At 52.9% G+C, this 24131-nt stretch carries 21 protein-coding genes and 1 tRNA gene; 17 read left to right on the top strand and 5 right to left on the bottom strand.

Going from position 1 to position 24131, the window contains the following annotated elements; all coding sequences use genetic code 11:
- Positions 1–25 precede the first annotated feature (25 nt).
- The 10 genes from cpaB to JYB84_RS15895 all read left to right on the top strand — a co-directional run bounded on the left by cpaB (position 26) and on the right by JYB84_RS15895 (position 10579).
- Positions 26–829, top strand: a complete 804-nt coding sequence (cpaB, locus tag JYB84_RS15940) for a Flp pilus assembly protein CpaB (RefSeq protein ID WP_207321000.1) — start codon at positions 26–28, stop codon at positions 827–829.
- 126 nt (positions 830–955) lie between these two features.
- A complete protein-coding gene (locus tag JYB84_RS15935) occupies positions 956–2380 on the top strand; it encodes a type II and III secretion system protein family protein (protein WP_407696003.1) in 1425 nt (474 codons plus the stop codon).
- 244 nt (positions 2381–2624) lie between these two features.
- Positions 2625–3959: a TadE/TadG family type IV pilus assembly protein gene (locus JYB84_RS15930; protein WP_228290806.1), complete on the top strand. Its 1335-nt coding sequence runs from the start codon at positions 2625–2627 to the stop codon at positions 3957–3959.
- Positions 3960–3967: 8 nt separating this feature from the next.
- Positions 3968–4441: a TadE/TadG family type IV pilus assembly protein gene (locus tag JYB84_RS15925; protein WP_207320996.1), complete on the top strand. Its 474-nt coding sequence runs from the start codon at positions 3968–3970 to the stop codon at positions 4439–4441.
- Complete coding sequence (locus tag JYB84_RS15920) at positions 4438–4881, top strand: TadE/TadG family type IV pilus assembly protein (RefSeq protein ID WP_207320995.1); 444 nt, start codon at positions 4438–4440, stop codon at positions 4879–4881. The genes JYB84_RS15925 and JYB84_RS15920 overlap by 4 nt, the downstream gene beginning before the upstream one ends.
- Before the next feature lie 64 nt (positions 4882–4945).
- On the top strand, positions 4946–6190 hold the full coding sequence (locus tag JYB84_RS15915; RefSeq protein WP_207320994.1) for an AAA family ATPase: 1245 nt from the start codon (positions 4946–4948) through the stop codon (positions 6188–6190).
- An 18-nt stretch (positions 6191–6208) separates the two neighbouring features.
- Positions 6209–7525 carry a CpaF family protein gene (locus JYB84_RS15910; RefSeq protein WP_207320992.1) on the top strand — a complete coding sequence of 439 codons (1317 nt, stop codon included), beginning with the start codon at positions 6209–6211 and terminating at the stop codon, positions 7523–7525.
- 11 nt (positions 7526–7536) lie between these two features.
- A complete protein-coding gene (locus tag JYB84_RS15905) occupies positions 7537–8514 on the top strand; it encodes a type II secretion system F family protein (RefSeq protein ID WP_207320991.1) in 978 nt (325 codons plus the stop codon).
- Between the two features lies 1 nt (position 8515).
- Positions 8516–9484 (top strand): type II secretion system F family protein, encoded by a 969-nt coding sequence (locus JYB84_RS15900; protein WP_207320990.1) that lies wholly within the window; start codon positions 8516–8518, stop codon positions 9482–9484.
- Positions 9485–9583: 99 nt separating this feature from the next.
- Positions 9584–10579, top strand: a complete 996-nt coding sequence (locus JYB84_RS15895) for a tetratricopeptide repeat protein (protein ID WP_228290805.1) — start codon at positions 9584–9586, stop codon at positions 10577–10579.
- A gap of 386 nt (positions 10580–10965) precedes the next feature.
- Here JYB84_RS15895 and JYB84_RS15890 read toward each other — a convergent pair.
- Positions 10966–11052, bottom strand: a tRNA-Leu gene (locus JYB84_RS15890).
- 142 nt (positions 11053–11194) lie between these two features.
- Complete coding sequence (locus JYB84_RS15885; protein ID WP_207320988.1) at positions 11195–13138, bottom strand: methyl-accepting chemotaxis protein; 1944 nt, start codon at positions 13136–13138, stop codon at positions 11195–11197.
- A 475-nt stretch (positions 13139–13613) separates the two neighbouring features.
- Here JYB84_RS15885 and JYB84_RS15880 point away from each other — a divergent pair, with 475 nt between their 5' ends.
- The 3 genes from JYB84_RS15880 (at position 13614) to JYB84_RS15870 (ending at position 15453) form a co-directional block, all read left to right on the top strand.
- On the top strand, positions 13614–14273 hold the full coding sequence (locus tag JYB84_RS15880; RefSeq protein ID WP_207320987.1) for a Bax inhibitor-1 family protein: 660 nt from the start codon (positions 13614–13616) through the stop codon (positions 14271–14273).
- Between the two features lie 47 nt (positions 14274–14320).
- Positions 14321–14557 carry a DUF3624 domain-containing protein gene (locus tag JYB84_RS15875; protein ID WP_207320986.1) on the top strand — a complete coding sequence of 79 codons (237 nt, stop codon included), beginning with the start codon at positions 14321–14323 and terminating at the stop codon, positions 14555–14557.
- Positions 14558–14649: 92 nt separating this feature from the next.
- Positions 14650–15453 carry a substrate-binding periplasmic protein gene (locus JYB84_RS15870; RefSeq protein ID WP_207320985.1) on the top strand — a complete coding sequence of 268 codons (804 nt, stop codon included), beginning with the start codon at positions 14650–14652 and terminating at the stop codon, positions 15451–15453.
- Positions 15454–15507: 54 nt separating this feature from the next.
- Here the strand turns inward: JYB84_RS15870 and JYB84_RS15865 are convergent, their stop codons facing one another.
- The 3 genes from JYB84_RS15865 to putP form a co-directional block, all read right to left on the bottom strand.
- A complete protein-coding gene (locus JYB84_RS15865; RefSeq protein WP_207320984.1) occupies positions 15508–16611 on the bottom strand; it encodes a phosphoribosylaminoimidazolesuccinocarboxamide synthase in 1104 nt (367 codons plus the stop codon).
- Between the two features lie 357 nt (positions 16612–16968).
- The gene (locus JYB84_RS15860; RefSeq protein ID WP_207320983.1) at positions 16969–17373 is read right to left on the bottom strand and encodes an ExbD/TolR family protein; all 405 of its coding nucleotides are present in this window, start codon (positions 17371–17373) and stop codon (positions 16969–16971) included.
- Between the two features lie 379 nt (positions 17374–17752).
- Complete coding sequence (gene putP / locus JYB84_RS15855) at positions 17753–19249, bottom strand: sodium/proline symporter PutP (RefSeq protein ID WP_207320982.1); 1497 nt, start codon at positions 19247–19249, stop codon at positions 17753–17755.
- Positions 19250–19898: 649 nt separating this feature from the next.
- On the opposite strand from putP, the gene JYB84_RS15850 reads away from it, so the two are divergent.
- The 4 genes from JYB84_RS15850 (at position 19899) to JYB84_RS15835 (ending at position 24085) form a co-directional block, all read left to right on the top strand.
- The gene (locus JYB84_RS15850) at positions 19899–20234 is read left to right on the top strand and encodes a metalloregulator ArsR/SmtB family transcription factor (RefSeq protein WP_207320981.1); all 336 of its coding nucleotides are present in this window, start codon (positions 19899–19901) and stop codon (positions 20232–20234) included.
- A 31-nt stretch (positions 20235–20265) separates the two neighbouring features.
- Positions 20266–21279 carry an ArsJ-associated glyceraldehyde-3-phosphate dehydrogenase gene (locus tag JYB84_RS15845; RefSeq protein WP_207320980.1) on the top strand — a complete coding sequence of 338 codons (1014 nt, stop codon included), beginning with the start codon at positions 20266–20268 and terminating at the stop codon, positions 21277–21279.
- Between the two features lie 2 nt (positions 21280–21281).
- Positions 21282–22496, top strand: a complete 1215-nt coding sequence (gene arsJ, locus JYB84_RS15840) for an organoarsenical effux MFS transporter ArsJ (RefSeq protein ID WP_207320979.1) — start codon at positions 21282–21284, stop codon at positions 22494–22496.
- A gap of 131 nt (positions 22497–22627) precedes the next feature.
- The gene (locus tag JYB84_RS15835) at positions 22628–24085 is read left to right on the top strand and encodes an MBL fold metallo-hydrolase RNA specificity domain-containing protein (RefSeq protein WP_207320978.1); all 1458 of its coding nucleotides are present in this window, start codon (positions 22628–22630) and stop codon (positions 24083–24085) included.
- The last annotated feature ends 46 nt before the right edge of the window (positions 24086–24131 follow it).

Below are 24131 nucleotides of genomic sequence, written 5' to 3'. Positions count from 1 at the left end.
TGCGGTTAGACAAAGGGAGCTCATTATGAACAACAAAAATGTGCTGTTTATCGTCCTGTCACTGGTGTTCGGTGTTTTGGCCGTATACCTGGCTAAGTCTTGGTTAAACACCAATACGCCCGTGGCTGCGGCAGAGACCCAAACCGTGGTGACCCTGACGGCACAGGTTCCCATGGGGACCATTCTGGAACGCAAACATTTGGCCTTGGCTGCGGTGCCTGAATCTGTGATACCCAATGGTGCTGTGAGAACCATAGAGGATGCCGAAGGCAAGGTGGTGAATCAAAAGCTGTATGAAGGTGAGGTGTTGCGAACCGAACGCCTGACCAAGAAAGGGGAAGGCAGTACCCTGGCGAGTTTGATCCAACCGCAAATGCGTGCCGTGACCATACGCGTCAATGACGTGGTTGGGGTTGCAGGATTCTTGTTGCCGGGTAACCGTGTCGATGTGATCAACCTGTATAAGAGCGATGGTTTTAGGACTGACGTTGTGCTGTCCAATGTGAAGATATTGGCCATTGATCAGCGCGCATCCAACGATGAAAACAAACCCGTGTTGGTGCGTGCCGTGACCCTTGAGCTGAGCCTTGAGCAGGCAGAAATATTGATGATTGCCGAAGGGCGCGGTTCGCTGCAACTGGCCCTGAGAAACCCCAACGATGAGGCCCAGGTAGACATCGCCGACATTAAGAAGCCAGAAGTTGTTGAAAAAACGGTGGCAGAATCCAAGCCTGTTGAGCGGGTGGTTTATATCCCAGCGCCCAAGTCACGGGAAAAAGTCTATTTATTGAAAGGCACAAAAGAGCAGGAAGTGAAGGTGGACAATTAACCCTTACCGAATCTGCCGTGACGGCAGGCCGCAAGGAATTGTTGGGTTGGAATTTAATAACGATAAGTTATACGGGAGTGCACCATGTCGCATTCAATTTATACGCTGATCAGGAGGGGATGCAGTTTGTTGGTTGTTGCGTCCCTGTTTTTGGGGATGCCGGTGCAAGCGGGCGGTCCGGTTGGGGCCAACAGTGACATCAAGCTGATCCCCATATTCAAGTCACGGACACTGAAGTTACCCAAAGCGGTCAACAGGGTTTCAGTGGGTAACCCCGATATCGCCGATATCAAGCTCTTGCCCAACAATGAACTGTATATATTGGGCAACCGCCTGGGTAGTACCAACGTGATGATTTGGAATGAAAACGATGCTCTTATCAGCGTAATGGATATTGAGGTCACCCATGATCTCAATGGCCTGAAGCAAAGACTGCATCAATTTTTACCCGGTGAAAATCTGGGGGTACAAACATCCCAGGGACAGTTGTTGCTCAGTGGCCAAGCGTCCAATTTGCAAAAAATGAACACAGCAGTTGAACTGGCCCAGGCCTATGTTGATGCCGCATCTGTGGGTAAAACCGAGAGCCGGGTGCTGAACATGATGACGGTCGGAGGCGATCACCAGGTGATGCTGGAAGTGGTGGTGGCCGAAGTTCAACGCGAGGTTGCCCGTCAGTTTGATTCCAAATTTTTGATTTATAACGAAGGGTCACGCCTTGCAGGTGGTGTTGTTGGCGGCGGGGGCGGATTCCTTGAGAACACCATCGGTGGTGTAACAAGTAAGGGATTCTTTGCCCAGTATATCAACAAGGAACTGCTGATTAATTTTGCTTTGGATGTGGCGAAGCAAAATGGCTTGGCCAAGGTATTGGCAGAACCCAATGTGACTGCGATGAGCGGTCAAGCCGCAGAGTTTTTATCGGGGGGAGAATTCCCTATTCCGGTGCCAGGCAATAACGGCAACACCACGATTCAATACCGGGATTTTGGTGTGGGCGTCAAGTTTGTGCCCACTGTGTTGGACTCAGGACAAATCAACTTGAATCTTAATGTGGTGGTCAGTGAAATCAGCAATTCCAATGCCCTTACCCTGTCGGCCAGCACCACCACAGCGGTATTAGTGGTGCCATCCCTGGTGAAGCGGCATACCTCCACTACGGTCGAACTGGCGGATGGACAGACTATCGCCATCAGCGGTCTTATCAGTGACACCTTGAGAGAGAATGCCGACAAGATCCCCGGGCTGGGTGATGTCCCAGTGTTGGGGCAACTCTTTTCCAGCAGGAGTTTCCGCAGTGGCCAAAGTGAACTGGTGATATTGGTGACCCCAAGGTTGGTGAGGCCCTTTAATCGCAAGGATGTGAGTTTGCCTACGGATGGCTTTGTCGCACCGTCCGATGTGCAGTTTTACTTGCTTGGTCAAATGTCCAGAAAAGAATCACAGTCTCAGCAACAGGAGCAAAGTCAGAGTACGGCTTTTATTCCGCCACAACCCGATATCAAGCTGGAAGACAGCGGCACCCAGCAAAAATATGGGCATGCCCTATAGAAGGAGATTGGCATCATGTGTTTATCCAAAACGCTATTGCAAAGTTATCGAAGCCTGATTGTCCTGCCTGTTCTGATGCTGTCTGCATGTGCCAATGTGCATGACTTTTCGATGAATGACAGTTATCACCAGGTTAAACGGGTGCAGATATTGGACCCCGAGGCCGCGGAGCGAAATGACGGGCTTATTCTCAGTCTGGAAGGTAATTACGGTCGCAAGGTAATGGTGACTTACCGGGAAAGCAGTGTGGCGCCTGCTTCGGCAGTCACTATGGGTACATCCATTATTTCGAAATAGCCCATGCGGGTTGGAGGCTGACATGAAGAATGTGTCTGCATCCCCGAAATCGCGGCAGCAGGGCACGATTCTGGTGATGTTCACCATAGGCCTGTTTGCCATCATTGCGATGGTGGCTTTGGCTTTGGATGGCAGCGACATGCTGCTGAGTAAGGGGCGGCTGCAAAATGCTGTGGATTCGGCGGCTCTGCATGCCGCCAAATCACTGCAGGATGGCTCGACACTGGCTGAGGCGCGCCAGGCAGCAATCACAATTCTGGCCCAAAATCTTGGCTATGATGAAAACCATGCCCTGGAAGCCAATATCTCTCTTGACTCACCGGACTACAACAGCACTCAAGTGACAGCCAATGTGGCAATTGAGTTTTCGGTATTGCCGGATCCCTTTACGCCAATTCTGGTGGAAGGCAGTGAGTATGTGCGGGTACGGGTGGAGGACGTGCAGCTGGGGAATTACCTGGCTCAGTTATTTAACTTCAACAAAAGGGTCAGGGCCTCAGCAGTTGCCGGCCGCAGTACCAATATTATTTGCAATAACCGCATCGTGCCCATGCTGGTTTGTGCCGTTAACGATGACCCCAACGATCCAGCCGGCCCCTATGGCATAGAGGTCAATGCATTGTATGCCATGAAGACCAGCTCAAAACAGGACAGTCCCATTGGCCCCGGGAATTTTCAGCTACTCGCAATGGACGGAACTGGGGGGGACGTTATTCGTGAAGCCCTGGCTGGTGAATATGCCCCCAATTCATGTATTGGACCCGGCGATATTGTACCCACAGAGCCGGGTGGCAAGGTGGGGCCAGTAGCCCAAGGACTCAACACTCGTTTTGGTGATTGGTCTGGTGGCGGGTTGAATCCGACTGATCATCCGCGAGATTTCAATATCTGCCAAGGCGACAGGGTGGATATTGATGATGAAGGTAATATTATCCCTTTGGCCCCTGGTGAGTCTTTTTATTCCTTCTCTCAATACGTGGCCGAAGATGACATAGCCAGCTGCATTGATAAGACGTCCCCTGCGTCTGCTGGCAGGCGTAATTTACCAATCGTGATAGGACTTTGTGACGGGTTGGCTAACGGCCGCAATGAGATTGAGGTGTTGACGACCGGCTGTTTTTTCCTGATTCAGGAGGTTGTACAGAAAGGGGTTAATTCGTACGTTATTGGTGAGTTTGTTACTGAGTGTGCCGGCGCCGGTAACAGCTCCCTGGACCCCAATGCAACCAGCAATGTCTCCACCATAGTATTGTACCGGGATCCGGACAGTCCAGATTCCTAGGGGGCAACATGCACAAGTCGAATCAGCAAGGGGTTGCGGCGGTTGAATTTACCATCATGCTGCCTTTCTTGTTATTGACTATTTTTGCCACGGCCGAGCTGGGAAGGGCGATTTATCAATACAACACCCTGACCAAACTGGTCAGGGATGCTGCCCGTTACCTTGCCAACACCGCAGATATCCGGGTTACCACTAATCTTCCCGATCCGCTGAGCGATGCCAACTGTGGAAACTGTATTACTGAGACCAAGAATTTATTGGTGTATGGCAATGTCAACGGCAGCGGTTCCCCTTTGCTTTATGGGCTTTCTACCAGCAATGTCAGCATAGCCGTGTCACCTTCGGGGACCCGCAGATTACTGGTCTCGGCCAGTTATAGTTGGCAACCTTTGTTCGGCGACAGTCTGTCAACCTTTGGTTTGGGAGGCAGCATAGATCTCGGCTTCAACCTTAATACCAGTTACGCGGTGACGGCGTTATGAAGAAGCAACGTGGGATCTATGTGGTGGAATTTGCCATTGTGGGCGGCGTGTTTTTTGTGTTGTTGTTCAGCGCTCTGGAAATCGGTCGCCTGTTTTACACTTACAGTGTGTTGCAGGAAGCGTCTCGAAGAGCCGCCAGATTGGCAACGGTTTGTTACCCCACCACGGATATTGACCAACTGGCGCTCTTCAACGGTGCCAATTTGATCCCCAACCTCAGTGCCAGCAATTTGTATTTTCTTTACCTGAAAAAAGATGGCACTGCAGCCACAGCACCGGATGGATCAGACATTGATTTGGTGAAGGCAGAAATTCGCGACTATCGGCATCAATTTTTAGTACCGGGCTTATATCGAACGCTGAACTCTCCCGTCTTTTCCTCCACCCTGCCAAGGGAGAGTTTGGGGGTCTATCCCGGAGGGATCACCGACTGCCAATAAAAACCAATTAACTGCGGATTTCCTACTATATTAAACATAGGGTGTCTAAGCGAAGAGGGTCATAATGGATAAGCCGTTGGAATTACTGATTTCGGATGCCAACGAGGCTAAGTCTCCCATGGACAGGGCTACATTTACCATGCCTTATCCTATTAATGCCCTGTTGTTGGATAGCCAAAAAAAGCTTTTACTCCAATTGGAACGGAATCTGGATCGCTGTATCAACCTCACCTGGGAAAAGACCTCTGATTTTAACCATATCAAGAACAAAGGCGAGTCTGGAAAAGCCTTCAATCTCATCCTTTTAGTATTGCCCGATGATACTCAACAAGCCAAATCGGCACTCCAGTGTGCCGCCGCTTATAACGCCGATATCATCATACTTGGGCAGGATACGCCTCAATCGGTATTGAGGGTGGCATTTCAACATGGTGTCAGCGATTTCATTCCCCTCGACGCCAGTCCTGACGAGTTGTACCTGGCACTGAAAAAGATATCGGTGCAGTTAAGTGATGCCGCTGAGTTAGCTCCTGTGCTGGCGGTTATCAACGGCAAAGGAGGCTCTGGCGCCAGTTTTGTGGCAGCGTGTCTTGCGGTGATTGCAGCCCAAAGGGAGCGCTGTGACCTGGCGTTGTTGGACACGGATCTGCATTACGGCTCCCTGGCACACATACTGGGGGTTGAACCCAGCTATTTTCTTTCCGATGCGCTGCAGGCACTGGATGAAATGGACGAGGTTGCCTTGAAAAGCGCCATGACCAGCAGAGAGCGTTTACATCTTCTGGCCGCCGCCCCCTTTACCCTGCTGAACACCCATGAAGAGATCAAATTGAACAAGATCCACGACCTGATCTGGAAATGTCGGCAGCACTATTCCCAGGTCATCATAGATTTTTCCCGCGGCTTGGAAGGTTGGAACGGAGATTTGCTGCATAACGCCGAATTGCTGGTGGTCACTCAGCAGAACCTGATGATTATCCGCGAAACCAAGGCATTGATACAGCAACTGGTCAATAACATGGGGATCAGCAAAGACAGGATCCACCTGTTGGTTAATCGCTATGACAAATCCAATACCATCATTAAGTTGGCGGACATCAAGAATGCCTTGGGCATTGACTCCATGTCTGTGGTGGCGAACGACTTCAAGGTTGCCAGTGAGTGTGTCGATCTCGGCAGACCCATTACCCAGGTTGCCCGTCGCCAACGGATACTCGGCGATTTGCAGGCTTTGACCAATAAGCTGATCCCGACAAAAGATGCACAGCAAGATCACAAGGTGAGCTTCTGGGCCCGTTTATGGAATTAAGCCACAGGGACGCCAACGATGGAAACAACTACAACTGCGCCATATCAACCCCTCAGTGATGAGGAGCAGGAAATTAAGGTTCAGCTTTACGACAGACTGCTCAATGTCATGGACCTGTCTTTGATTGAAACCATTTCCAAAACCCAGGCAAGACAGCAAATCAGCGATATATGCGAACGTCTTATCAATGACATGCACCTGCCCATCAACATGGTGTCGAGACAGCGGTTAATAAAGCTGATTATCGATGAGGTATTGGGGCTGGGGCCCTTGGAAACCTTGCTGGCGGATCCCACCATTTCAGACATTCTGGTTAACTCCTTCGACCGGGTTTACGTTGAGCGCCGCGGTAAGCTCGAAGAGGTGAATATCAAGTTTCACAGCAATGCTCACCTGCTCAATATTATTGATCGCATTGTTTCCAGTGTCGGTCGCCGCATCGATGAATCCTCACCTATGGTTGATGCCAGATTGGCCGATGGTTCCAGGGTCAATGCCATCATCCCGCCGTTGGCCCTGGATGGCCCGGCACTGTCAATCCGGCGGTTTGCAGTCAGTAAGCTGACCGCCAAGGAGTTGATAGATTACGGCTCAATTACCGAGCCCATGGTCGAATTACTGCGGGGCGCGGTGAAAGGAAAGCTCAATGTCCTGGTGTCGGGCGGGACCGGCAGCGGAAAAACGACCCTGCTGAACATGCTATCCGGCTATATTCCGGCCGATGAACGTATTGTCACCATAGAAGACTCCGCCGAGTTGCAATTGCAGCAACCCCATACAGTGCGCCTGGAGACCCGGCCGCAGAACATTGAGGGACGTGGTGAGGTTACCCAAAGAGATCTGGTTAAAAACTGCCTGCGTATGCGGCCTGACCGCATTGTCATAGGTGAGGTCCGCGGCGGTGAGGCGCTGGACATGCTTACCGCCATGAACACGGGCCACGAGGGGTCATTGACCACACTACACGCCAACAGTCCCAGAGACGCGCTCGGAAGACTGGAGTACATGGTGTGCATGGCAGGATTTGAAATGCCGGTCAGCAATATACGCACTCAAATTGCTTCGGCAATTGACTTGGTCGTGCAGTTGGAACGCCAGGAAGATGGTCGCCGCAGGGTGACCAGTATTCAGGAGATCAACGGCATGGAAGGTGATGTCATTACCATGTCGGAGCTGTTTCACTTTGTTCGCAATGGCGTCGATGCAGATGGCATGATTAAGGGTTCATTTGAGGCCACTGGGGTTATTCCCGGTTTCCATCGGAGACTCAAGCAATACGGCATAGACTTGCCTTATCACCTGTTTAACTGTGATGACCAGTTTGCGAATTTCTAGGAGTATTCCCTATGTTTTCCAACGAGGTGATTTTTCTGGGATTGATATTTGTCGCGGTAATTTTCCTGTCTCAAGCGCTGTTTTTGCCTGTTTACAGTCCACAGCGGGCGAATACGGCACTGGTGCGAAAGCGGTTAAAAAAACTGTCACAGGAGTCCGGCGAAAGCACCTTTGAAACATCACTGTTACGCAAAAATCGCCTCAGTAAAATCGGTGCCTTGGGGCGGGCCTTAGAAAACATCGGTTATATCGAAAGCCTCAGCGACCGGCTTGAGTTGGCCGACTACCGGATGCTGGGACATCAGTACCTGCTTTTATCCGTCAGTACCGCGCTTGTGCTCGGCGTTGGCAGTTGGCTCTGGTCCCGCGAACCCTTGCTGGGCGTGTTTATTTTGCTGATGACCTTGCTGTTATTTCGCTTCAAGCTCAACCGGGACACCACCAAGCGCATGGATGCCATAGAGGCGAGTTTTCCCGATGCGCTCGATGTGCTGCGCCGAGCCCTGCAAGCAGGCTATTCATTCTCGGATGCCGTGAAATTGGTCACCGAGGAGATGGAAGGACCCTTGGCAAAAGAATTCAGCTTGATGTTTGCCAATATCAACTACAGCAAGGATACCAACCGTGCCTTGCTGAACTTTATCGAACGGGTGCCGAGCGTCTCTGCCATGGCCTTTGTCAGCGCAGTGAAGGTGCAAAAAGTCACCGGCGGCAACCTGGCAGAAAATATTGATAACTTGTCCCGGGTAATACGGCAGAGATTTACCTTCAGGCGCAGGGTCAGGACCTTGTCTGCGGAAGGCCGCTTATCGGCATGGATATTGATTTTGTTGCCCTTTGTGCTTTTTGCGGTCATCTATCTGCAGACACCCGGATATGTTGCCGAGTTGACCGGTACCGAGGATGGCAGGAAGCTGCTGATATGGGGGGCCATAGGTATGACAATTGGTGGCCTGTGGATTGGGAAACTCATTCGGATAGACATGTGATATGGACTACTTAAAAGGTTTATTCAGTGCGATATTCGACAATCCCCTGTATGTGGAATGGGCTATTTACGGGCTCGCCGCCATTGCCGGGGTGACCTTGGCAATGTCCATCTCCTTATTAATTACCGGTATTTATTCTCCTGTCCGAAAAAGAATGCAGGGCTTATCCCAAGACACCTCCCTGGATATCAAGGACTCTCAGGAAGTGACCGGCACACTGGAGCATGGGATCAGCAAGCTGGGCAGCAGGCCTTTTCTCAACGTCAGCAATAATGAAACCAGACGCCTGTTAATCCATGCCGGTTTGCATTCCGAGAGCGCTTTGGCGGTATTCAATGCTATCCGCCTGCTATTGCTGTTGCTCAGTGCGGCTGTGTCTATTATCACTTTAAAGTTGTTTCCGGAGCTTTCGGGCGTAGTGGCTTTTTATGTGGTGTGTCTGATTGTTGGTGTGGCTTATCTGGCGCCTTCTCTGGTGTTGGAAACTTTGGCCAAGCGGCGGATGCGGGCATTGAGGGTCGGTTTCCCCGACGCCCTGGATTTGCTGGTGGTTTGCTGCGAGGCGGGGCTGGGGCTGCTCGCGGCATTGCGACGGGTAGCGACGGAACTTGAATTCAGTCATCCCAGCCTGGCCGGCGAATTGGAGTTGGTGTGTTCCAAGGTCCGGGCCGGTTTGACCATCAAGGTGGCGCTGCAGGAATTTACCGATCGCACCGGGCTTGAAGACATTAAAGGCTTGAACTCGGCCATTTCCCAGAGCATCAGATTGGGGACCGGCATTGCGGAAACGCTGCGGGTATTTTCCGATGAGTACCGTAATAAGCGACTGCAGGAAGCCGAAGAAAAGGCAGCCAAACTGGCGGTCAAAATGATCTTTCCCATGATGTTCTGTATCTGGCCTTCATTTTTCATCGTGGCGGTTGGACCTGCGGTGCTCAAGGTGATGAAGGTGTGGGGACAGGCATTTTAATCCTGGGGTACTTGTATACTGCGTCAATGGCATGGAGCGAACACTATGGGATGTGGGCCGAAACTTTCCTCACGCAAATTTAAGATTAAGCTGAAGGGAGTGCTTATCCTCAGCTGTGTCCTGGTGTTTTCGGGTTGTGCGAGTAAGCCCGAGCCCGGGGACAAGGCTCAGTTACCTCAGCGGCAAGATCTGTTTGATGGCCAGTCACTCTTGGTCGGACAGTCGCAAACCCGCCCCCCAAGTGAGCAGCAGGCATTGGAGCTGGCGGTCAAGGAAGAGCAGGCAGGGCGTTTGGACAAGGCGCTGTATCTGTATATTCAAGCCTTGGATTTCAATCCCGTCAATGCCGAAACTTTTTACAAAATAGCCCATATTCATACCCTCAGAGGTCGGGATGATATAGCTTATCGTGCCTATAATGAGGCGCTGACAGTGGACCCCAACTACATGCCTGCCCAAGCCGAATTCGGTATTATCAAAATGGGCCAGCGCGAATATAGCCAGGCGCGATTGCATCTGGAAAAAGCCGTTAGCCTGGATCAACAAAGACTGAAAGAGCAGCGGGGACTGGCGGACAATCAAACCATGATGCCGCTGGACCAACAGTCACCACTGCGGGTCTACAATGCGCTTGGCATATTGGAAGATCTGGAAAATCACCATGACAAGGCCAGGAGTTATTTTTGGCTGGCATTGGACTATCAGCCCTATTCCGCAGTGATAGCCACTAATCTGGGCTATTCCTATTACCTGGGCGGTGAACTGAGCATGGCTGAGCGCTATTTGAAACAAGCCATTCAGTATGATTCCAGTTATGAGCGGGCCTGGTCCAATTTGGGATTGGTATATATCAGAACTGGACAATATTCCAAGGCGCTTTCCACCTTTGAGCAGAATATGAGTAAGGCCGACGCGCTCAATGACCTGGGCTACTTTTTAATGTTGGACGGCAAATACGACCGCGCCATCACCCTGTTCAAACAGGCTATAGATGCCTCACCAAGTTACTTTGAGCAGGCTCAGAAAAACCTGAAAATCGCCGAGTCTGAGCTGCAACTGCATTCAGCACCGCTGGCCAGCCATACAATACAGTAGCAAAAAAACGAATTGACCCCAGCCTGACTGAGTTAATTGATACCAGCGGTCGGACCGATGGGGCTGGCAATCCAGCCGACACGCGGGGTGTGTGTGCGTTTACCTAAGGGCCAAAAACAAAAAAGCCAGCTCAAGGATGACTTTTAAGTTGCTACCAGAATTCGGACCGACGGGGCTGGCAATCCAGCCGACACGCGGGGTGTGTGTGCGTTTACCTAAGGGCCAAAAACAAAAAAGCCAGCTCAAGGCTGACTTTTAAGTTGGTACCTTAAGTTGATACCAGAATTCGGACCGACGGGGCTGGCCATCCAGCCGACACGCGGCGTGTTGGTTCGTTTGTCTGAGATCCCAAAACAAAAAAGCCAGCTCAAGGCTGACTTTTAAGTTGGTACCAGAGGTCGGACTCGAACCGACACGCTTTTAAGGGCGGGGGATTTTGAATCCCCTGTGTCTACCAATTTCACCACTCTGGCACAAATTTTCCGATTGTCATGCTTTTAGCCCGACAATGACGATGGATTATACCCACAGCTTGAGCCTTGGCAAGCCTTTTAACCAGCGAATAGCGTGGCGTGAGTGCGACTGCGCAAAAATCACTCCAACAGTGGTCCTGTATCAACGCTCAAATTGTTTCACCAGGCCAGACATGCGGTCGGCTTGTTTTTGCAGATGGTTGATTTCCTCGAAGCATTGCTGGGCGCTGTCATTGATCTGTCCGGCGGTGTCGGCAATGACATGGGCCGATTCATTGACATGTTCCACCACGCTGGCCTGTTCTTCGGTAGCAGCGGCAACCTGATGATTGCCCTGGTTGATGTCGTCAAATTTTTCCTGGACGGACTTCAGCGAGTTGGTGGCGGTAATGGCTTCTCCCGCCAGCACAGCGCTTTGTTGGGCGGCATCGCCAATGGCACGACGTGTCTGACCCACAGCCTGTTGCAGTTTTTCTATTTGCCCCCGGATTTCCGAGGTGGAATCCTGGGTTCGGCTGGCCAGGGTCCTGACCTCATCGGCGACGACAGCAAATCCACGCCCCATTTCTCCTGCCCGGGCAGCTTCGATGGCCGCATTGAGGGCCAACAGGTTGGTTTGCTCCGAAATACTGCTGATGACCTCCACCACAGAGTTGATGGCTTCGGCCTGCATTGCCAGCTCGTTTACCGTTTCCTGGGTGCCATTCATCGAAGTGGACAGCTGCTCCATGGTGCCGGCCAGATTCAACATCACATCACTGGTGCGGTGAACATCACCTACTGCGGAACTTGTGTCGGCAGCAATCCGGTGAGCCACGGAGGACACCTCGGCTATGGTCTGACCCATTTGATTGATGGCGGTGGCCACCTGCTCTGTTTGTTCTCTTTGGGTGGTGGCATGGGCTACCGTCTGTTGTGACAGGTCGTTAAGCAGGCCAACGCTTGTATTGATGGCTTGGCCCCCTTGCCTGATTTCATCCACCAGGCTGGCTATCTTGCCCATGATGGCGTTAAACCCCTTGGCCAGCATCCCGACTTCATTATTCAGGCTGTCATCGAGTCTGAGCTGCAGGTTGCCCCCCTTGCTGGACATGGTCAGCAGGCTGTTGCTGACGGCGAGGATACTTTTGCTGACATTGCCTGCCAGCAGGAAAGACAGGCCTATGAAGAACAGGGCGATGAGCAGGCTGACACCGACCGAGATGAATATCACTCGGTTAATCTGGCTGCTGATTTCCTCTTTGGGCATGACACCCACCAGGGTCCAATTCATCTGCGGCAACTGGACCGAACCCAAATAGACGGGGTCGCCAAACAGTTCGGAAGAGACGATTTTCTGCCCGCCCTGACCCTTGGCCAACAGTGCTTGTACAGGCTTGAAATCGGCCATGTTATCTATGGGACGATTGAGCAGCGTTCTATCCTTGTGGGCGGCGAATTTTCCTTGTTCATCAAGCATAAACATGTAACCGAATTCGCCCATATTAGCCTGATTGACTATTGCCGATACCTTGGTGGCATCCACCCCGAGGCCTGCAATGGCGATGATCCGTCCTGCGCTGTCACGAACCGAGATATTGATATAGACGGTGAGCTTGCCAATGGATTCATCTGTGTCCAGGGCTGCCTCCCTGTCATTGTTGCGGGCAAGGAAGTCGTAGAACCACTTATCGCGTTCGTTCTGCCGTGACAGAGTCTTTATTACGCCTTCGTTGGTGTAATACTTACCGCTGCTAACCGAAATCCAGAAGGCGGCCAACACCCCCTGTTGATCCATAAAGCCCTTGAGGAAGGTGATTATTTCAGCCTGTTGCGCCTCATCTTCCCCTTGTAATTGCCACTGGCGGACAAAGTGATCCTTGGCCAGGTCTTCCGACATGGTGAGGTACTTGGTGAGCTCGGTATCTATCTCTGCGGTGGCCTTGCCGAGCTGGGCCGGCAACAGCCCTTCTTCGGTGGCGCGATAAAACATGCCGGAGAATTGCCCTATGTAGATCAGGGTTGAAAACAACATGGCTAGGAACAGGGCTCCAGCCATACCAGCCGCGACTACGGTCTTAATCTTCAATCTGTTCAGGTGCAACATGGGGAGCTCCGGGCAATCCGTGCCATCTCGTCCCCTGTGGCTGGATTAATTATGTTTTAGCCGCGATGTCCCCAGTCCTTTGTCAGGGACACTGTCAAGTATAGTGAAAGTCTAGGCTCGTGCTGGTGGCGCCGAGCTGCAGCAAGCCACTCCCTGTCCAGGAACACGGAACGGTTGGGTTAGATTGATGCAGAAGGCTGCACAAAGACTTTTCCTTGCATGGGAGTACCTTTATTTAACAGGCGCTTAGGCAGTCGACATTTTTCAGCTTATAGCGCTCGCAGGCTTTTCTGTAGCACTTGTCTGTACGAAATTGTACAGGCGGATTGGTCGGCCGGTGTTTTTTTAGTATTCAATTAAAATATATTTCAATACAATTGGTTATCTTTCAAGTTGGTATGCCTGTCGGCTAAGGCTGGGACTTGGAAAATCACCATCAATCGCCAAGGGCGATATCAGAATGCGGGAGCTATCAATGGAAGTGAAAGTATTTGACCGGGTCACCACGGACGACCCCATCATCAGCGCTACGGCGTATAATTTGATTATTGGTTTGACCCTGATTTGGGGTTTTGCCGTTAACTGGCTGATGGTCGAAAACATTGACCCCCAAGCCATAGCCAGTGTGAATCCCTGGATCTTTTTCATCGGCTATTTTGCATCCTGTTTTTTGGGTGTGTACCTGTTCAGCAGTTCAAACAAACCCATTGTGAGCTTTATAGGCTACAACCTGGTGGTGGTACCCTTTGGTTTGATTATCAATCTGGTGGTCAGCCGTTATGATCCCACTCTGGTGTTGGAAGCCATTCGTCTGACCGGTTTGGTTACCGTAGGCATGATGTGCCTTGGAGCCCTGTTCCCGGCCTTTTTTGCCGGTATCGGCCGTGCACTGACCATGGCATTACTGCTGGTGATTGTTGTTGAGTTGGTGGAGCTGTTCATTTTCGGCATCCACCACGACATCCTGGATTGGGTGGTTGTGGTCATCTTCTGCGGCTACATTGGCTATGACTGGGGCAGGGCCAATCAGATCCCCAAAACCGTGGACAATGCCATCGACAGTGCCGCTGCACTCTACATGGATATCATCAACCTGTTCCTGCGCCTGTTGCGTATTCTGGGACGCCGTGACTAGCTTTGTAACTGCCCCTGCTCATCCCAGGGGCATCATTGGGCATACTCATGAGCTGCCGTGATTGTGATAATTCAATTTGGCGCCAAAAACTGGGGCGCTGTCGCCGCTGTATCTTGATGCTGGCGGCCATGAGCCTGATCGCCTGGCCCCTGTGGTATTTAGGATTCCGGGATCAACCCACAACTGTTTCGGCCATTGCCCTGCTGTTTTTTGCCGGCGCTTGCAGTGGCCTGTTGGTGCTGCATCTTTTGGTGGCGGGGTATCGTTTCCTGCGGGGTGAATAAGCGGCAAGTTAGCCAAAAGCCTTGCTGTTTTTACAGCGCCAATCAGAGTAACTACACTTCAGTCATCCCCTCTTTTTTCATCAGGATCCGGAATGCAATCATTCCTGCTGCGCTGCATATCCCTGCTGATGGCAGTCTTGCTGCAGATGCATTGCGCTATGGCTGAGGCAGATCTGGCGCGTCTCAACTACCTGACCGAAGATTATCCGCCGTTTAATTATTCCGAAGATGGTCAGCTGAAAGGGATCAGTGTCGACATGTTGATCGCCGCAGCGGCTAAGAGCGGTTACATCATTACACCGGGGCAGATTAAAATCATGCCCTGGACCCGGGCCTATCACCAGGCCATGCAAGGGCCGGATACAGTGCTGTTTTCCACAGTGCGCACTCCGGAGCGGGAGGAGCTGTTTAATTGGGTTGGCCCCATCTCTCCCGTGCGGGTGGTGCTGCTGGCCAGAAAAAAGGATGCCATAGTCATCAACCAGCCCGGGGAGCTGGCGCAGTACAGCATAGGGGTAATGCGTGATGCCATTGGTGAGGTGTTGCTCAAGTCCATGGGTATGGAGTCCAATTTGTACCGTATTACCAGCACGGCCTCCATGGTGCGGATGCTGCAGCGGGGCAGGGTGGAGCTCTGGGCCTATGAAGACACAGTGGCCCGCTGGTTTACCCGGCGTGAGGGATTGAATTTCGATGATTTTGAGGTGGTTTACCTGCTTCAGCAATCGGAGCTCTATTATGCCTTCAGCAAGGATGTGCCACAGCCACTGCTGCAGTCATTGCAATCCGGACTGGATGCTCTCAAGCAAACGGACGACCTGGGGCACAGTGAATGGCAGAATATTCGCGACCTATATCTACAGCAGCCGCCTCAGGAATCCACTTCCCAGAAATAATTATCCCCGGCCTGGACCGGGGATAATGCAGTCAATGATCTAATCCATCAAGGCTCAGTCAATCAGATCGTATTGCTCGCGCAGTATGGCGATGATTTCCGCCTTGGGATTGCCGGACAGTTCTATCTTCTTGCCGGTCACCTTTTCAGCCACTCCGGTATAGGTGCGTGACACGTTCATCATGGCCTCCAGCGGCAGGGCGTTGTCGCGGGCCAGGGCCTCACGCTCGGGCATCCGGTCCTTGTTCAGCAGAATATCCGGATCCGGGAAGTGATTCAGCAGGAACTGACGGAAGCCTTCCTTGGAGTTTTCGACAATTTTGCCGTCGCGGTAGGCGGCGCCGTCCCAGATGCGGGATGAATCTGGGGTGCCCACTTCATCCATGTAGATCAGTTTGGAATTGCCATCCTTGTCATTGACATAGCCAAACTCAAATTTGGTATCGACGAACACCTGATCCAGTTTGGCGAGGGCGTCGGATATGACCTTGAATCCGTCCTTGAGCAGCTTTTCATACAGATCGATATCGGACGGCTTTTCAAAGCCGAAGGCCTCGAAATTGGCTTCGATATCGGCACGGCTGATATTGACGTCATCCTGCTCAGGTACACCTGGAATGCCCGTGAGTATGCCCTTGGTGGATGGGGTGAGTAGCAGTTCCGGCAGCTTCTGATCCTTTTGCAGCCCCTCGGGCAGGGTGATGCCACAGAATACCCGCTCGCCCTTTTGATAAGCGCGCCACATGGAGCCTGTGATGTACTGACGAATAATGGCTTCAACCTTGATGGGGCGGGCCTTTTGCACTATCCACACGAAGGGATGGGGAATGTCGAGAATGTGGCTGTCGGCCAGACCATTTTCCTTGAACAAACCAAACCAGTGATTGGAGATGGCGTTCAGGGCCGCGCCCTTGCCGGGAATGCCATGCAGATCGCCTTCACCGTGGAAGATGCAGTCGAAGGCCGAAATGCGATCGCTGATGACCATGATGGCCAGTGGCGTGTCGGCGGGCACATTGTAGCCTTTTTCGCGGATCAGGCGGGCGCTGTCGGCTTCGGTCAGCCAGTAAACGCTGCGTACCTTGCCGCTGTGCACCGGTTTGTCGGTACGGATCGGCAGATCGTTGTTAACGGCTAATACGGAATCGGCAAGACTCATGACGAGTATTCCTCTGAATGTAGGGGTCAAGGTTAAGTCCGGCAGGCTTATTTTGGTACTTGCCTGTTTCCCGGGGAATAGGATGTTGCTGCGGGCTGAACCAGTCGGCTTCCGGGGAAGCGCGCTTGGCGTTCTGAAGCTGACTGGAGTGGTTCACTGGTGTCTGCCCGCTGGCAAAAGATGGGCTATTTTACAACGATTGGGAAAATTTGCCATTGCGGCAACATATCCCAATGCCAACAGACTGTTCGTTGTCTTAAACAGAGGGCCCTGTCGGGGCCCTCGATGTGGACGGCTGGCGGCTACGCACTCAAGTGAGAGTTTTTAGCTCTCCAGGCCTCAAGTCACTCTCTCAACTCACTCTTTCAATTCAGAAACTGAGATCTTTGAAACTCCGGCAACTTTCACTTTGTCCATGACCGTGACCACCAAACCATGCAGAACTTCTTTGTCCGCCTGGATCAGTACCGCTGCCTCGGGGGACTCGGCAAGCAGGCGTTCGATATTGGCAGTGACACGTTCAATATCGACCTGACGATTATCTATGGTGACCAGGCCTGTTTTACTGACAAATATGGCAATGTTGTTGCTTTGGACTGTGGTGTTAACTGTGGACGCAGGCTTGTTGTAGTCCAAGCCGGACGGTTTGACAAAAGACGTGGTAACAATAAAGAAAATCAACATGATAAAAACGATGTCCAGCATGGGCGTCATATCGACCTGTGCCTCATCGTGTGGCATTGCATGCTTGGTAACTGTCATAGTCATTCCCTCTCTATTGATGCATTAATTGTCCCGCTACTGTTTAAGGTTGGTTCTTTTATGGCGCAAGCCGTCATAATCGTTCTTGGAGATTCTTGATTGCTGCGGCCATGCACAGTGACGCTCCATTATTGACACCGGTTTCCTGTTCTGTCCACAGAATAGATTGCATGAGTGATTGATTTTCAGGCCTTTCAGTTGGCTTCGAGCGTACCTGGCGGCGTTTGCTGATATCGGCTTTGGTGGCTAATGCGAAAGCCTGTGCGACTACAGCGCCATGTGCCTGCTGATAGCGACTAACCGGTATATCGGAGTGAGTTGAACCGTGAATTGACCGGCTTAAAGCATGGGGCCCGATTTTAGCTTCGGGCCCCGAGGTTCAGCTGGCTTGCTGTAGTTTTGCTTTTGTGGCCAGGAAGGCGGCTTGTGTTATCTGGCAGGGGGCCTTTCCAAGATAACTGACCAGCACTATGGCAATGGTACTGACAATAAAGCCGGGGACGATTTCATACATCAGGCTGGATAAGGTTTGGCCGTTTGGCAGCAGTGGCAGTTGGCTCCACACCAGTACGGTCACGGCACCGCTGAGGATACCCGCCACGGCCCCGGCATGAGTCATTCTGGGCCAGAACAAACTCAGCAATACCAAGGGGCCAAAGGCTGCGCCGAATCCCGCCCAGGCATTACTTACCAGGGACAGTATGCTGGCGTTATTGTCCAGCGCCAGCAGGGTGGCCACTGTGGCCACCGCCAGCACGCCGATACGGCCGGCCGTGACCATGGTTTTCTGAGCCATCTCCTTGTGGAATACCGCGCGGTACACATCCTCCGACAGTGAACTGGACGACACCAGCAGCTGTGAGGATATGGTGCTCATGATGGCCGCGAGAATGGCCGCCAGCAAAAAGCCGCTTATCAGGGGATGAAACAGGATCTCGGCAAACAGAATAAAGATGGTCTCGGGGTCGCTGAGACCAGGGGCGAATTTATTCACATAGGCCACGCCGATAAGGCCGGTCGCAAGCGCACCAATGATGGTGACCAACATCCAGCTCATGCCGATATGGCGCGCTACCTTAATGTCCTTCACCGAACGTATGGCCATAAAGCGCACTATGATGTGGGGCTGGCCAAAGTAACCCAGTCCCCAGGCCATACTGGAGATAATGGCCAGCAAGCCCATGTGTTCGAAGGACTCCGATAGGGGCGCTATGCTGCGGCCGGCCTGTTCCAGCATCTCTTCACCGCTGCTGAACTGTTGCAAGGCCACCACGGGCACCAACACCAAGGCGATAAACATGATGCAGCCCTGGACGAAGTCGGTCAGGCTGACCGCCAGGAAGCCACCGAGCAGGGTATAAGCCACCACCACCGAAACCGTGAGCAACAGACCCGTCTCATAGCCCAAACCAAAGGCGGATTCAAAGAATTTGCCACCGGCCACCAGACCGGCGGAGGTGTACAGGGTGAAGAAAAGGATAATCACCGCCGCAGAAATCATGCGTACCGAACCGTTTTGCTTGTTGAAGCGCTTGCTGAAAAAGTCGGGCAGGGTCAGGGCATCGTCGGCTTCTTCGGTAAAGACCCTGAGCCTGGGGGCGACCAACAGGTAATTCAGCAAGGCACCCAGCAGCAACCCCAGGGCAATCCACAGGGCATCAAAACCCATGGTGAACATGGCGCCGGGCAGGCCCATCAACATCCAGCCACTCATATCCGACGCTCCGGCCGAAAGGGCGGTCACCTGGGGGCTGACCTGACGGCCGCCGAGCATGTAGCCGGACAAGTCATCGGTGGAATTGCGGTAGGCAAACAAGCCTATCGCCAGCATGGCAATAAAGTAGATTGCCAGCGAAATATAGCTGGAATGTTCCATGAAATAATTACCTGTTGGTGGATGGAATCATATTTCGGATGCGGGATGAGCACCAAGGGAATATATATGTTGATAGAATCAGCCAGAAACAGGCTAATTGCATAGCGTAAACAAGACGATTTTTAATAAGTTCGACATCCAGAAACGTTCCCGTATCCGGATCCTGAGAGCTGGAGGATGGCATAATGATTTCCTTTCCAAATTGTGTCGTTATTGACTTGAAACTTGGCTTAAAATCATTTGAAAGCTAACTGAAACAATAGGTTGTTTCTAGGCTCAATTAGCGTTCGAATGACTTTTTACCCGGCCATTATTGTCAATTTAACCTTGAATATCAAGGCTGGATGAATATCTGCTGCGAAATTACCTGCTATTTTGTTGTTGCTGTTTAATGGAAATTTCCCATACAGCAGTAGCTTATGGGTAAATAATATTTTTTGGGATTTTTTCTGACGTGCAGGAATATTTTTATCTGAAGGCTGGTGCTATGGCTGAATTATTTCAGCTGCAAAATCTGCTGCTACGGTCCGATATGTTGGAATCCCACCGGGCCGTTTGGGGAGCAAGATGCGACCCAGGACGGCATTTACATATCTGATTTTTCATATATGCTTTTTGGCATATGTGCTGCTGATCCTATGAGGGAGTCATGGATCCCGTCGTTTTTTACAAGTCGCTCGCCGATGACACCCGGCTGCGGACCCTGATGCTGATAGGTCAGGAGGGTGAGCTGTGTGTCTGTGAGCTGACCGAAGCCTTGGGCCTGAGTCAGCCGAAAATATCCCGCCACCTGAAATTATTGCGCGAGGCCGGTTTGCTCAGCGATCGACGTCAGGGGCAATGGGTCTTCTATCGCATCAACGAAGCCCTGCCTGACTGGGCCAAAGCGCAGCTGCAGGCACAACTGCAGGCCACCCCCGACTTTATCCACGCCAATGCACAGCAGCTGGCAACCATGGGCTGTCGCCCCGGTCGCTGTTGCTGATGGCAGGTTAGACAAGTCTTTGGAGACAACAATGAAAATCAAGATAGGTATCAACGGATTTGGTCGCATGGGACGTTTGGCGCTGCGGGCGGCCTGGGACTGGGACGATGTGGAATTTGTTCATATCAATGACCCGGCGGGCGATGCCGCCACCCTGGCACACCTGTTGGAGTTCGATTCTGTCCACGGCCGCTGGGGCCATGGGGTTGCCACTGACGGCGAACAGATACTGATAGATGGCAAGGCCATCAGTACCAGTCGCAACAGCACCATAGCCGCCACCGACTGGTCCGGATGCGATCTGGTGATCGAGGCGTCGGGCAAGATGAAGACCAAGGCCTTGCTGCAGTCTTATCTGGATCAAGGGGTGAAGCGGGTGGTGGTCACGGCGCCGGTTAAGGAAGAGGGGGTGCTCAACATAGTCATGGGCGTCAACCAACAGCTGTACGAGCCCACACTGCATCCCATAGTGACCGCTGCCTCCTGTACCACCAACTGCCTGGCCCCCGTGGTCAAGGTGATCCATGAGGCCATAGGCATCAAGCACGGCTCAATGACCACAATTCATGACATCACCAATACCCAGACCATTCTGGATGCGCCCCACAGCGATCTGCGTCGGGCCCGGGCTTGCGGCCAGAGTCTGATCCCCACCACCACCGGCAGTGCCACCGCCATCACCCATATCTTCCCGGAACTCAAGGGCAAGCTTAATGGTCATGCGGTGCGTGTGCCCCTGGCCAACGCCTCGCTCACCGACTGTGTGTTTGAGTTGGCGCGTCCGGTCACCGAGGCCGAGGTCAATGCCCTGCTGAAGCAGGCGGCCGAAGGTGAACTCAAGGGCATTCTCGGCTTTGAGGAAAGACCCCTGGTGTCGGTGGACTATCGCACCGATCCACGCTCCAGTGTTATCGATGCCCTGTCCACCATGGTGATTAACGGCACCCAGCTCAAGCTGTACTGCTGGTATGACAATGAATGGGGCTATGCCAACCGCACCGCCGAACTGGCGCGTATGGTAGGCCGGCGCGATTTGGGACTTTGATTATGGACAGGCTCAGGCAGCTCAGCCCTGCCCAGCGTCAGTACCTGCTGATCACCGCCAATTACTGGGCCTTTACCCTCACGGACGGCGCCCTGCGGATGCTGGTGGTGCTTTACTTTCATCGCCTGGGATATGGGGCGCTGGCCATTGCCATGCTGTTCCTTTTCTATGAGTTCTTCGGCGTGGTCACCAATTTGGTGGGTGGCTGGCTCGGGGCCCGCATTGGTCTCAACCGCACCATGAACCTGGGTATGGGCATGCAGATTTTGGCCTTGGGCATGTTGCTGGTGCCCGTGGCCTGGCTGACCGTGCCCTGGGTGATGGCCGCCCAGGCACTTTCAGGGATAGCCAAAGATCTCAATAAGATGAGCGCCAAAAGTGCCATCAAGACCTTGGTGCCGCAGGAAGCGGGGCAGGCGGGTCTGTTCAAGTATGTGGCGCTGTTGACCGGCTCCAAGAACGCGCTTAAGGGTGTGGGCTTTTTCATCGGTGGCGCCCTGCTGACACTGGCGGACTTTCGTGGCGCCGTGTTTATCCTGTTGTTAATGCTGGCGCTGGTGTGGCTCGATTCGCTCAAGGGCTTGAACCGGGAGCTCGGCAAGGCCAAGAACAAACCCAAGTTTAAAGACATATTCTCCAAGAGCCGGGCGGTCAATATTCTCTCGGCCGCGCGCCTGTGCCTGTTTGCCGCCCGCGATGTCTGGTTTGTGGTGGCCCTGCCAGTGTACCTGGCGAGCCAGTTTGGCTGGGATCATTGGCAGGTGGGCGGTTTTCTCGCCAGCTGGATCATAGGTTACGGTCTGGTGCAAACCCTGGCGCCAAGGCTGATGGGCAGCACCCCAGGTCGCGGCAGTGCGCTGCTGTGGGCCGGATTGCTGGCCTTGCTGCCTGCCGCTATCGCCTTTGGCTTGCAGGACCAGGCACATCAATCTCTGTGGTTGCTTGGCGGCCTGTTGCTGTTTGGGCTGGTGTTTGCCGTGAATTCATCGCTGCACAGTTTCCTGATTGTCAGTTATGCCAAGGAAGATGGGGTGTCTCTCGATGTGGGCTTCTATTACATGGCCAATGCCATGGGACGCCTGCTGGGAACCGTGCTGTCCGGTTGGATCTTTCAGGTCTACGGCCTTGCCGCCTGTCTGTTGCTGTCGAGTGCGCTGTTGCTGCTGACCACGGCAATTTCCCTGTTCCTGCCCAGGGAACATGGGGTTCAGGTTTGATAAAAGCCTTGTAAGACAAAAAGCTGCATCAAGTGTTCCCGCACGCTGTTTAGTGCTCTTTGTCACAGGCAGGGGCGGGAAATTGGGCCTACACTCAGGCTAAAGACAAAGCCGGGCAGGAGGCACAACAGATGAGCATGACCCTCACTTTTTGGGGAGCCACAGGTGAGGTGACGGGGTCCTGTCACCTTCTGGAGGTCAACGGCAAACAGCTGCTGCTCGATTGCGGCATGATCCAGGGTGGCAAGCAGGACGAGGCCCGCAACCGCTTGCCCTTTGCCTTTGAGCCGCCGGCCATTGTGGCTGTGGTGCTCAGTCATGCCCATATAGATCATTCCGGGCGCTTACCCCTGCTGGCCAAACAGGGATTCAAGGGGCCCATATATACCCACAGGGCCACGGCTGATCTGTGCGCCATTATGCTCAGGGATGCGGCCATGCTGCAGCAGCGGGACGCAGAGCGGCAAAATGTCAAACTCGCCCGCAAGGGGCTGGATCCCATAGAGCCGCTGTTTACCGAGGAAGATGTTGACCGGGTGTTGGAGTTGTTTGTGCCTTTGGAGTACGGCACCGATTTGCAGGTCATGGAGGGGGTTAACGTCCGCTTTCGGGATGCAGGCCATATTCTGGGATCGGCACTGCTGGAGCTGGACATCGATGACGGCAAGCATCGCAAAAAAATGGTGTTTTCCGGTGACTTGGGGCGTGCCGGTATGCCGATCCTTAAGGATCCCGAATTTGTCGACCGGGCCGATCTGGTGCTGATGGAGTCCACCTATGGCAACCGTTTGCACCGCAGTTGGGAGGACACCCTGGCGGAGCTCAAGGCGATTTTTGGCCGCGCCATCAGTGAGAGCCGCGGCAATATTCTGATCCCGGCCTTTTCCGTAGGAAGAGCCCAGGAGCTGTTGTACCTGTTTCACCTGTATGCCAAGGATTGGGATCTGTCCCGTTGGACCGTGTGTCTCGACAGCCCCATGGCCATAGAAGCCACCAAGGTATACATACACCACTACCCACTGATGGACGAGGATTTCAAGCGCTTTGTCCGTATGCATCCGGGTAATCATCCCTTGATGGCCAATGTGCAGTTTATTCAGAGCACAGATGAGTCCATTGCCCTCAATGACATACATCAGGGACTGATCATCATAGCCGGCAGCGGCATGTGTACCGGCGGCCGCATTCGCAGCCATCTGGAGCACAATTTGTGGCGCAGTGAATGCGACATTATTATTTGTGGCTTCCAGGCTCTGGGCACGCCGGGGCGGGCCTTGGTGGATGGGGTTGAAGAACTCACGGTCAACGGCAAATCCCTCAAGGTGGCGGCGACCATCCATACCGTCGGGGGCTTGTCTGCCCATGCAGATCAGGCCGAGCTGATGCGCTGGTACGGACATTTTGTCGATAATCCGCCCCTGGTGCTGGTCCATGGTGAGACCGAGTCCCAGGAGGAACTGCTGCAGTGCCTGCAGGAAGACCCCAATTTCCGGCCCCAGACCATGGCCGCAGCCAAGTTGGGGGATTGCCTGGACCTTGCCGCTTTGCCCGAGTTACGTTGGCTATACCAGGGCAAGCAGGCCCAGTGATGCTATTTTATTGCCGGGTGCTGGTGCCGGCAGTCGCCTTATAGCA

Source organism: Shewanella cyperi, from assembly GCF_017354985.1.
GTDB lineage: Bacteria > Pseudomonadota > Gammaproteobacteria > Enterobacterales > Shewanellaceae > Shewanella > Shewanella cyperi.
Note: the sequence above shows the minus strand (reverse complement) of the source record. Positions and strands in the feature narration are given on the sequence as shown.

Excerpts from the sequence above, each read along its gene's own strand:
- cpaB (WP_207321000.1), top strand. The coding sequence starts at position 26 with ATGAACAACAAAAATGTGCTGTTTATCGTCCTGTCACTGGTGTTCGGT.
- JYB84_RS15925 (WP_207320996.1), top strand. The coding sequence starts at position 3,968 with ATGCACAAGTCGAATCAGCAAGGGGTTGCGGCGGTTGAATTTACCATC.
- JYB84_RS15920 (WP_207320995.1), top strand. The coding sequence starts at position 4,438 with ATGAAGAAGCAACGTGGGATCTATGTGGTGGAATTTGCCATTGTGGGC.
- JYB84_RS15915 (WP_207320994.1), top strand. The coding sequence starts at position 4,946 with ATGGATAAGCCGTTGGAATTACTGATTTCGGATGCCAACGAGGCTAAG.
- JYB84_RS15910 (WP_207320992.1), top strand. The coding sequence starts at position 6,209 with ATGGAAACAACTACAACTGCGCCATATCAACCCCTCAGTGATGAGGAG.
- JYB84_RS15905 (WP_207320991.1), top strand. The coding sequence starts at position 7,537 with ATGTTTTCCAACGAGGTGATTTTTCTGGGATTGATATTTGTCGCGGTA.
- JYB84_RS15900 (WP_207320990.1), top strand. The coding sequence starts at position 8,516 with ATGGACTACTTAAAAGGTTTATTCAGTGCGATATTCGACAATCCCCTG.
- JYB84_RS15885 (WP_207320988.1), bottom strand. The coding sequence starts at position 13,138 with ATGTTGCACCTGAACAGATTGAAGATTAAGACCGTAGTCGCGGCTGGT.
- JYB84_RS15880 (WP_207320987.1), top strand. The coding sequence starts at position 13,614 with ATGGAAGTGAAAGTATTTGACCGGGTCACCACGGACGACCCCATCATC.
- JYB84_RS15875 (WP_207320986.1), top strand. The coding sequence starts at position 14,321 with ATGAGCTGCCGTGATTGTGATAATTCAATTTGGCGCCAAAAACTGGGG.
- JYB84_RS15870 (WP_207320985.1), top strand. The coding sequence starts at position 14,650 with ATGCAATCATTCCTGCTGCGCTGCATATCCCTGCTGATGGCAGTCTTG.
- JYB84_RS15865 (WP_207320984.1), bottom strand. The coding sequence starts at position 16,611 with ATGAGTCTTGCCGATTCCGTATTAGCCGTTAACAACGATCTGCCGATC.
- JYB84_RS15860 (WP_207320983.1), bottom strand. The coding sequence starts at position 17,373 with ATGACAGTTACCAAGCATGCAATGCCACACGATGAGGCACAGGTCGAT.
- putP (WP_207320982.1), bottom strand. The coding sequence starts at position 19,249 with ATGGAACATTCCAGCTATATTTCGCTGGCAATCTACTTTATTGCCATG.
- JYB84_RS15850 (WP_207320981.1), top strand. The coding sequence starts at position 19,899 with ATGGATCCCGTCGTTTTTTACAAGTCGCTCGCCGATGACACCCGGCTG.
- JYB84_RS15845 (WP_207320980.1), top strand. The coding sequence starts at position 20,266 with ATGAAAATCAAGATAGGTATCAACGGATTTGGTCGCATGGGACGTTTG.
- arsJ (WP_207320979.1), top strand. The coding sequence starts at position 21,282 with ATGGACAGGCTCAGGCAGCTCAGCCCTGCCCAGCGTCAGTACCTGCTG.
- JYB84_RS15835 (WP_207320978.1), top strand. The coding sequence starts at position 22,628 with ATGAGCATGACCCTCACTTTTTGGGGAGCCACAGGTGAGGTGACGGGG.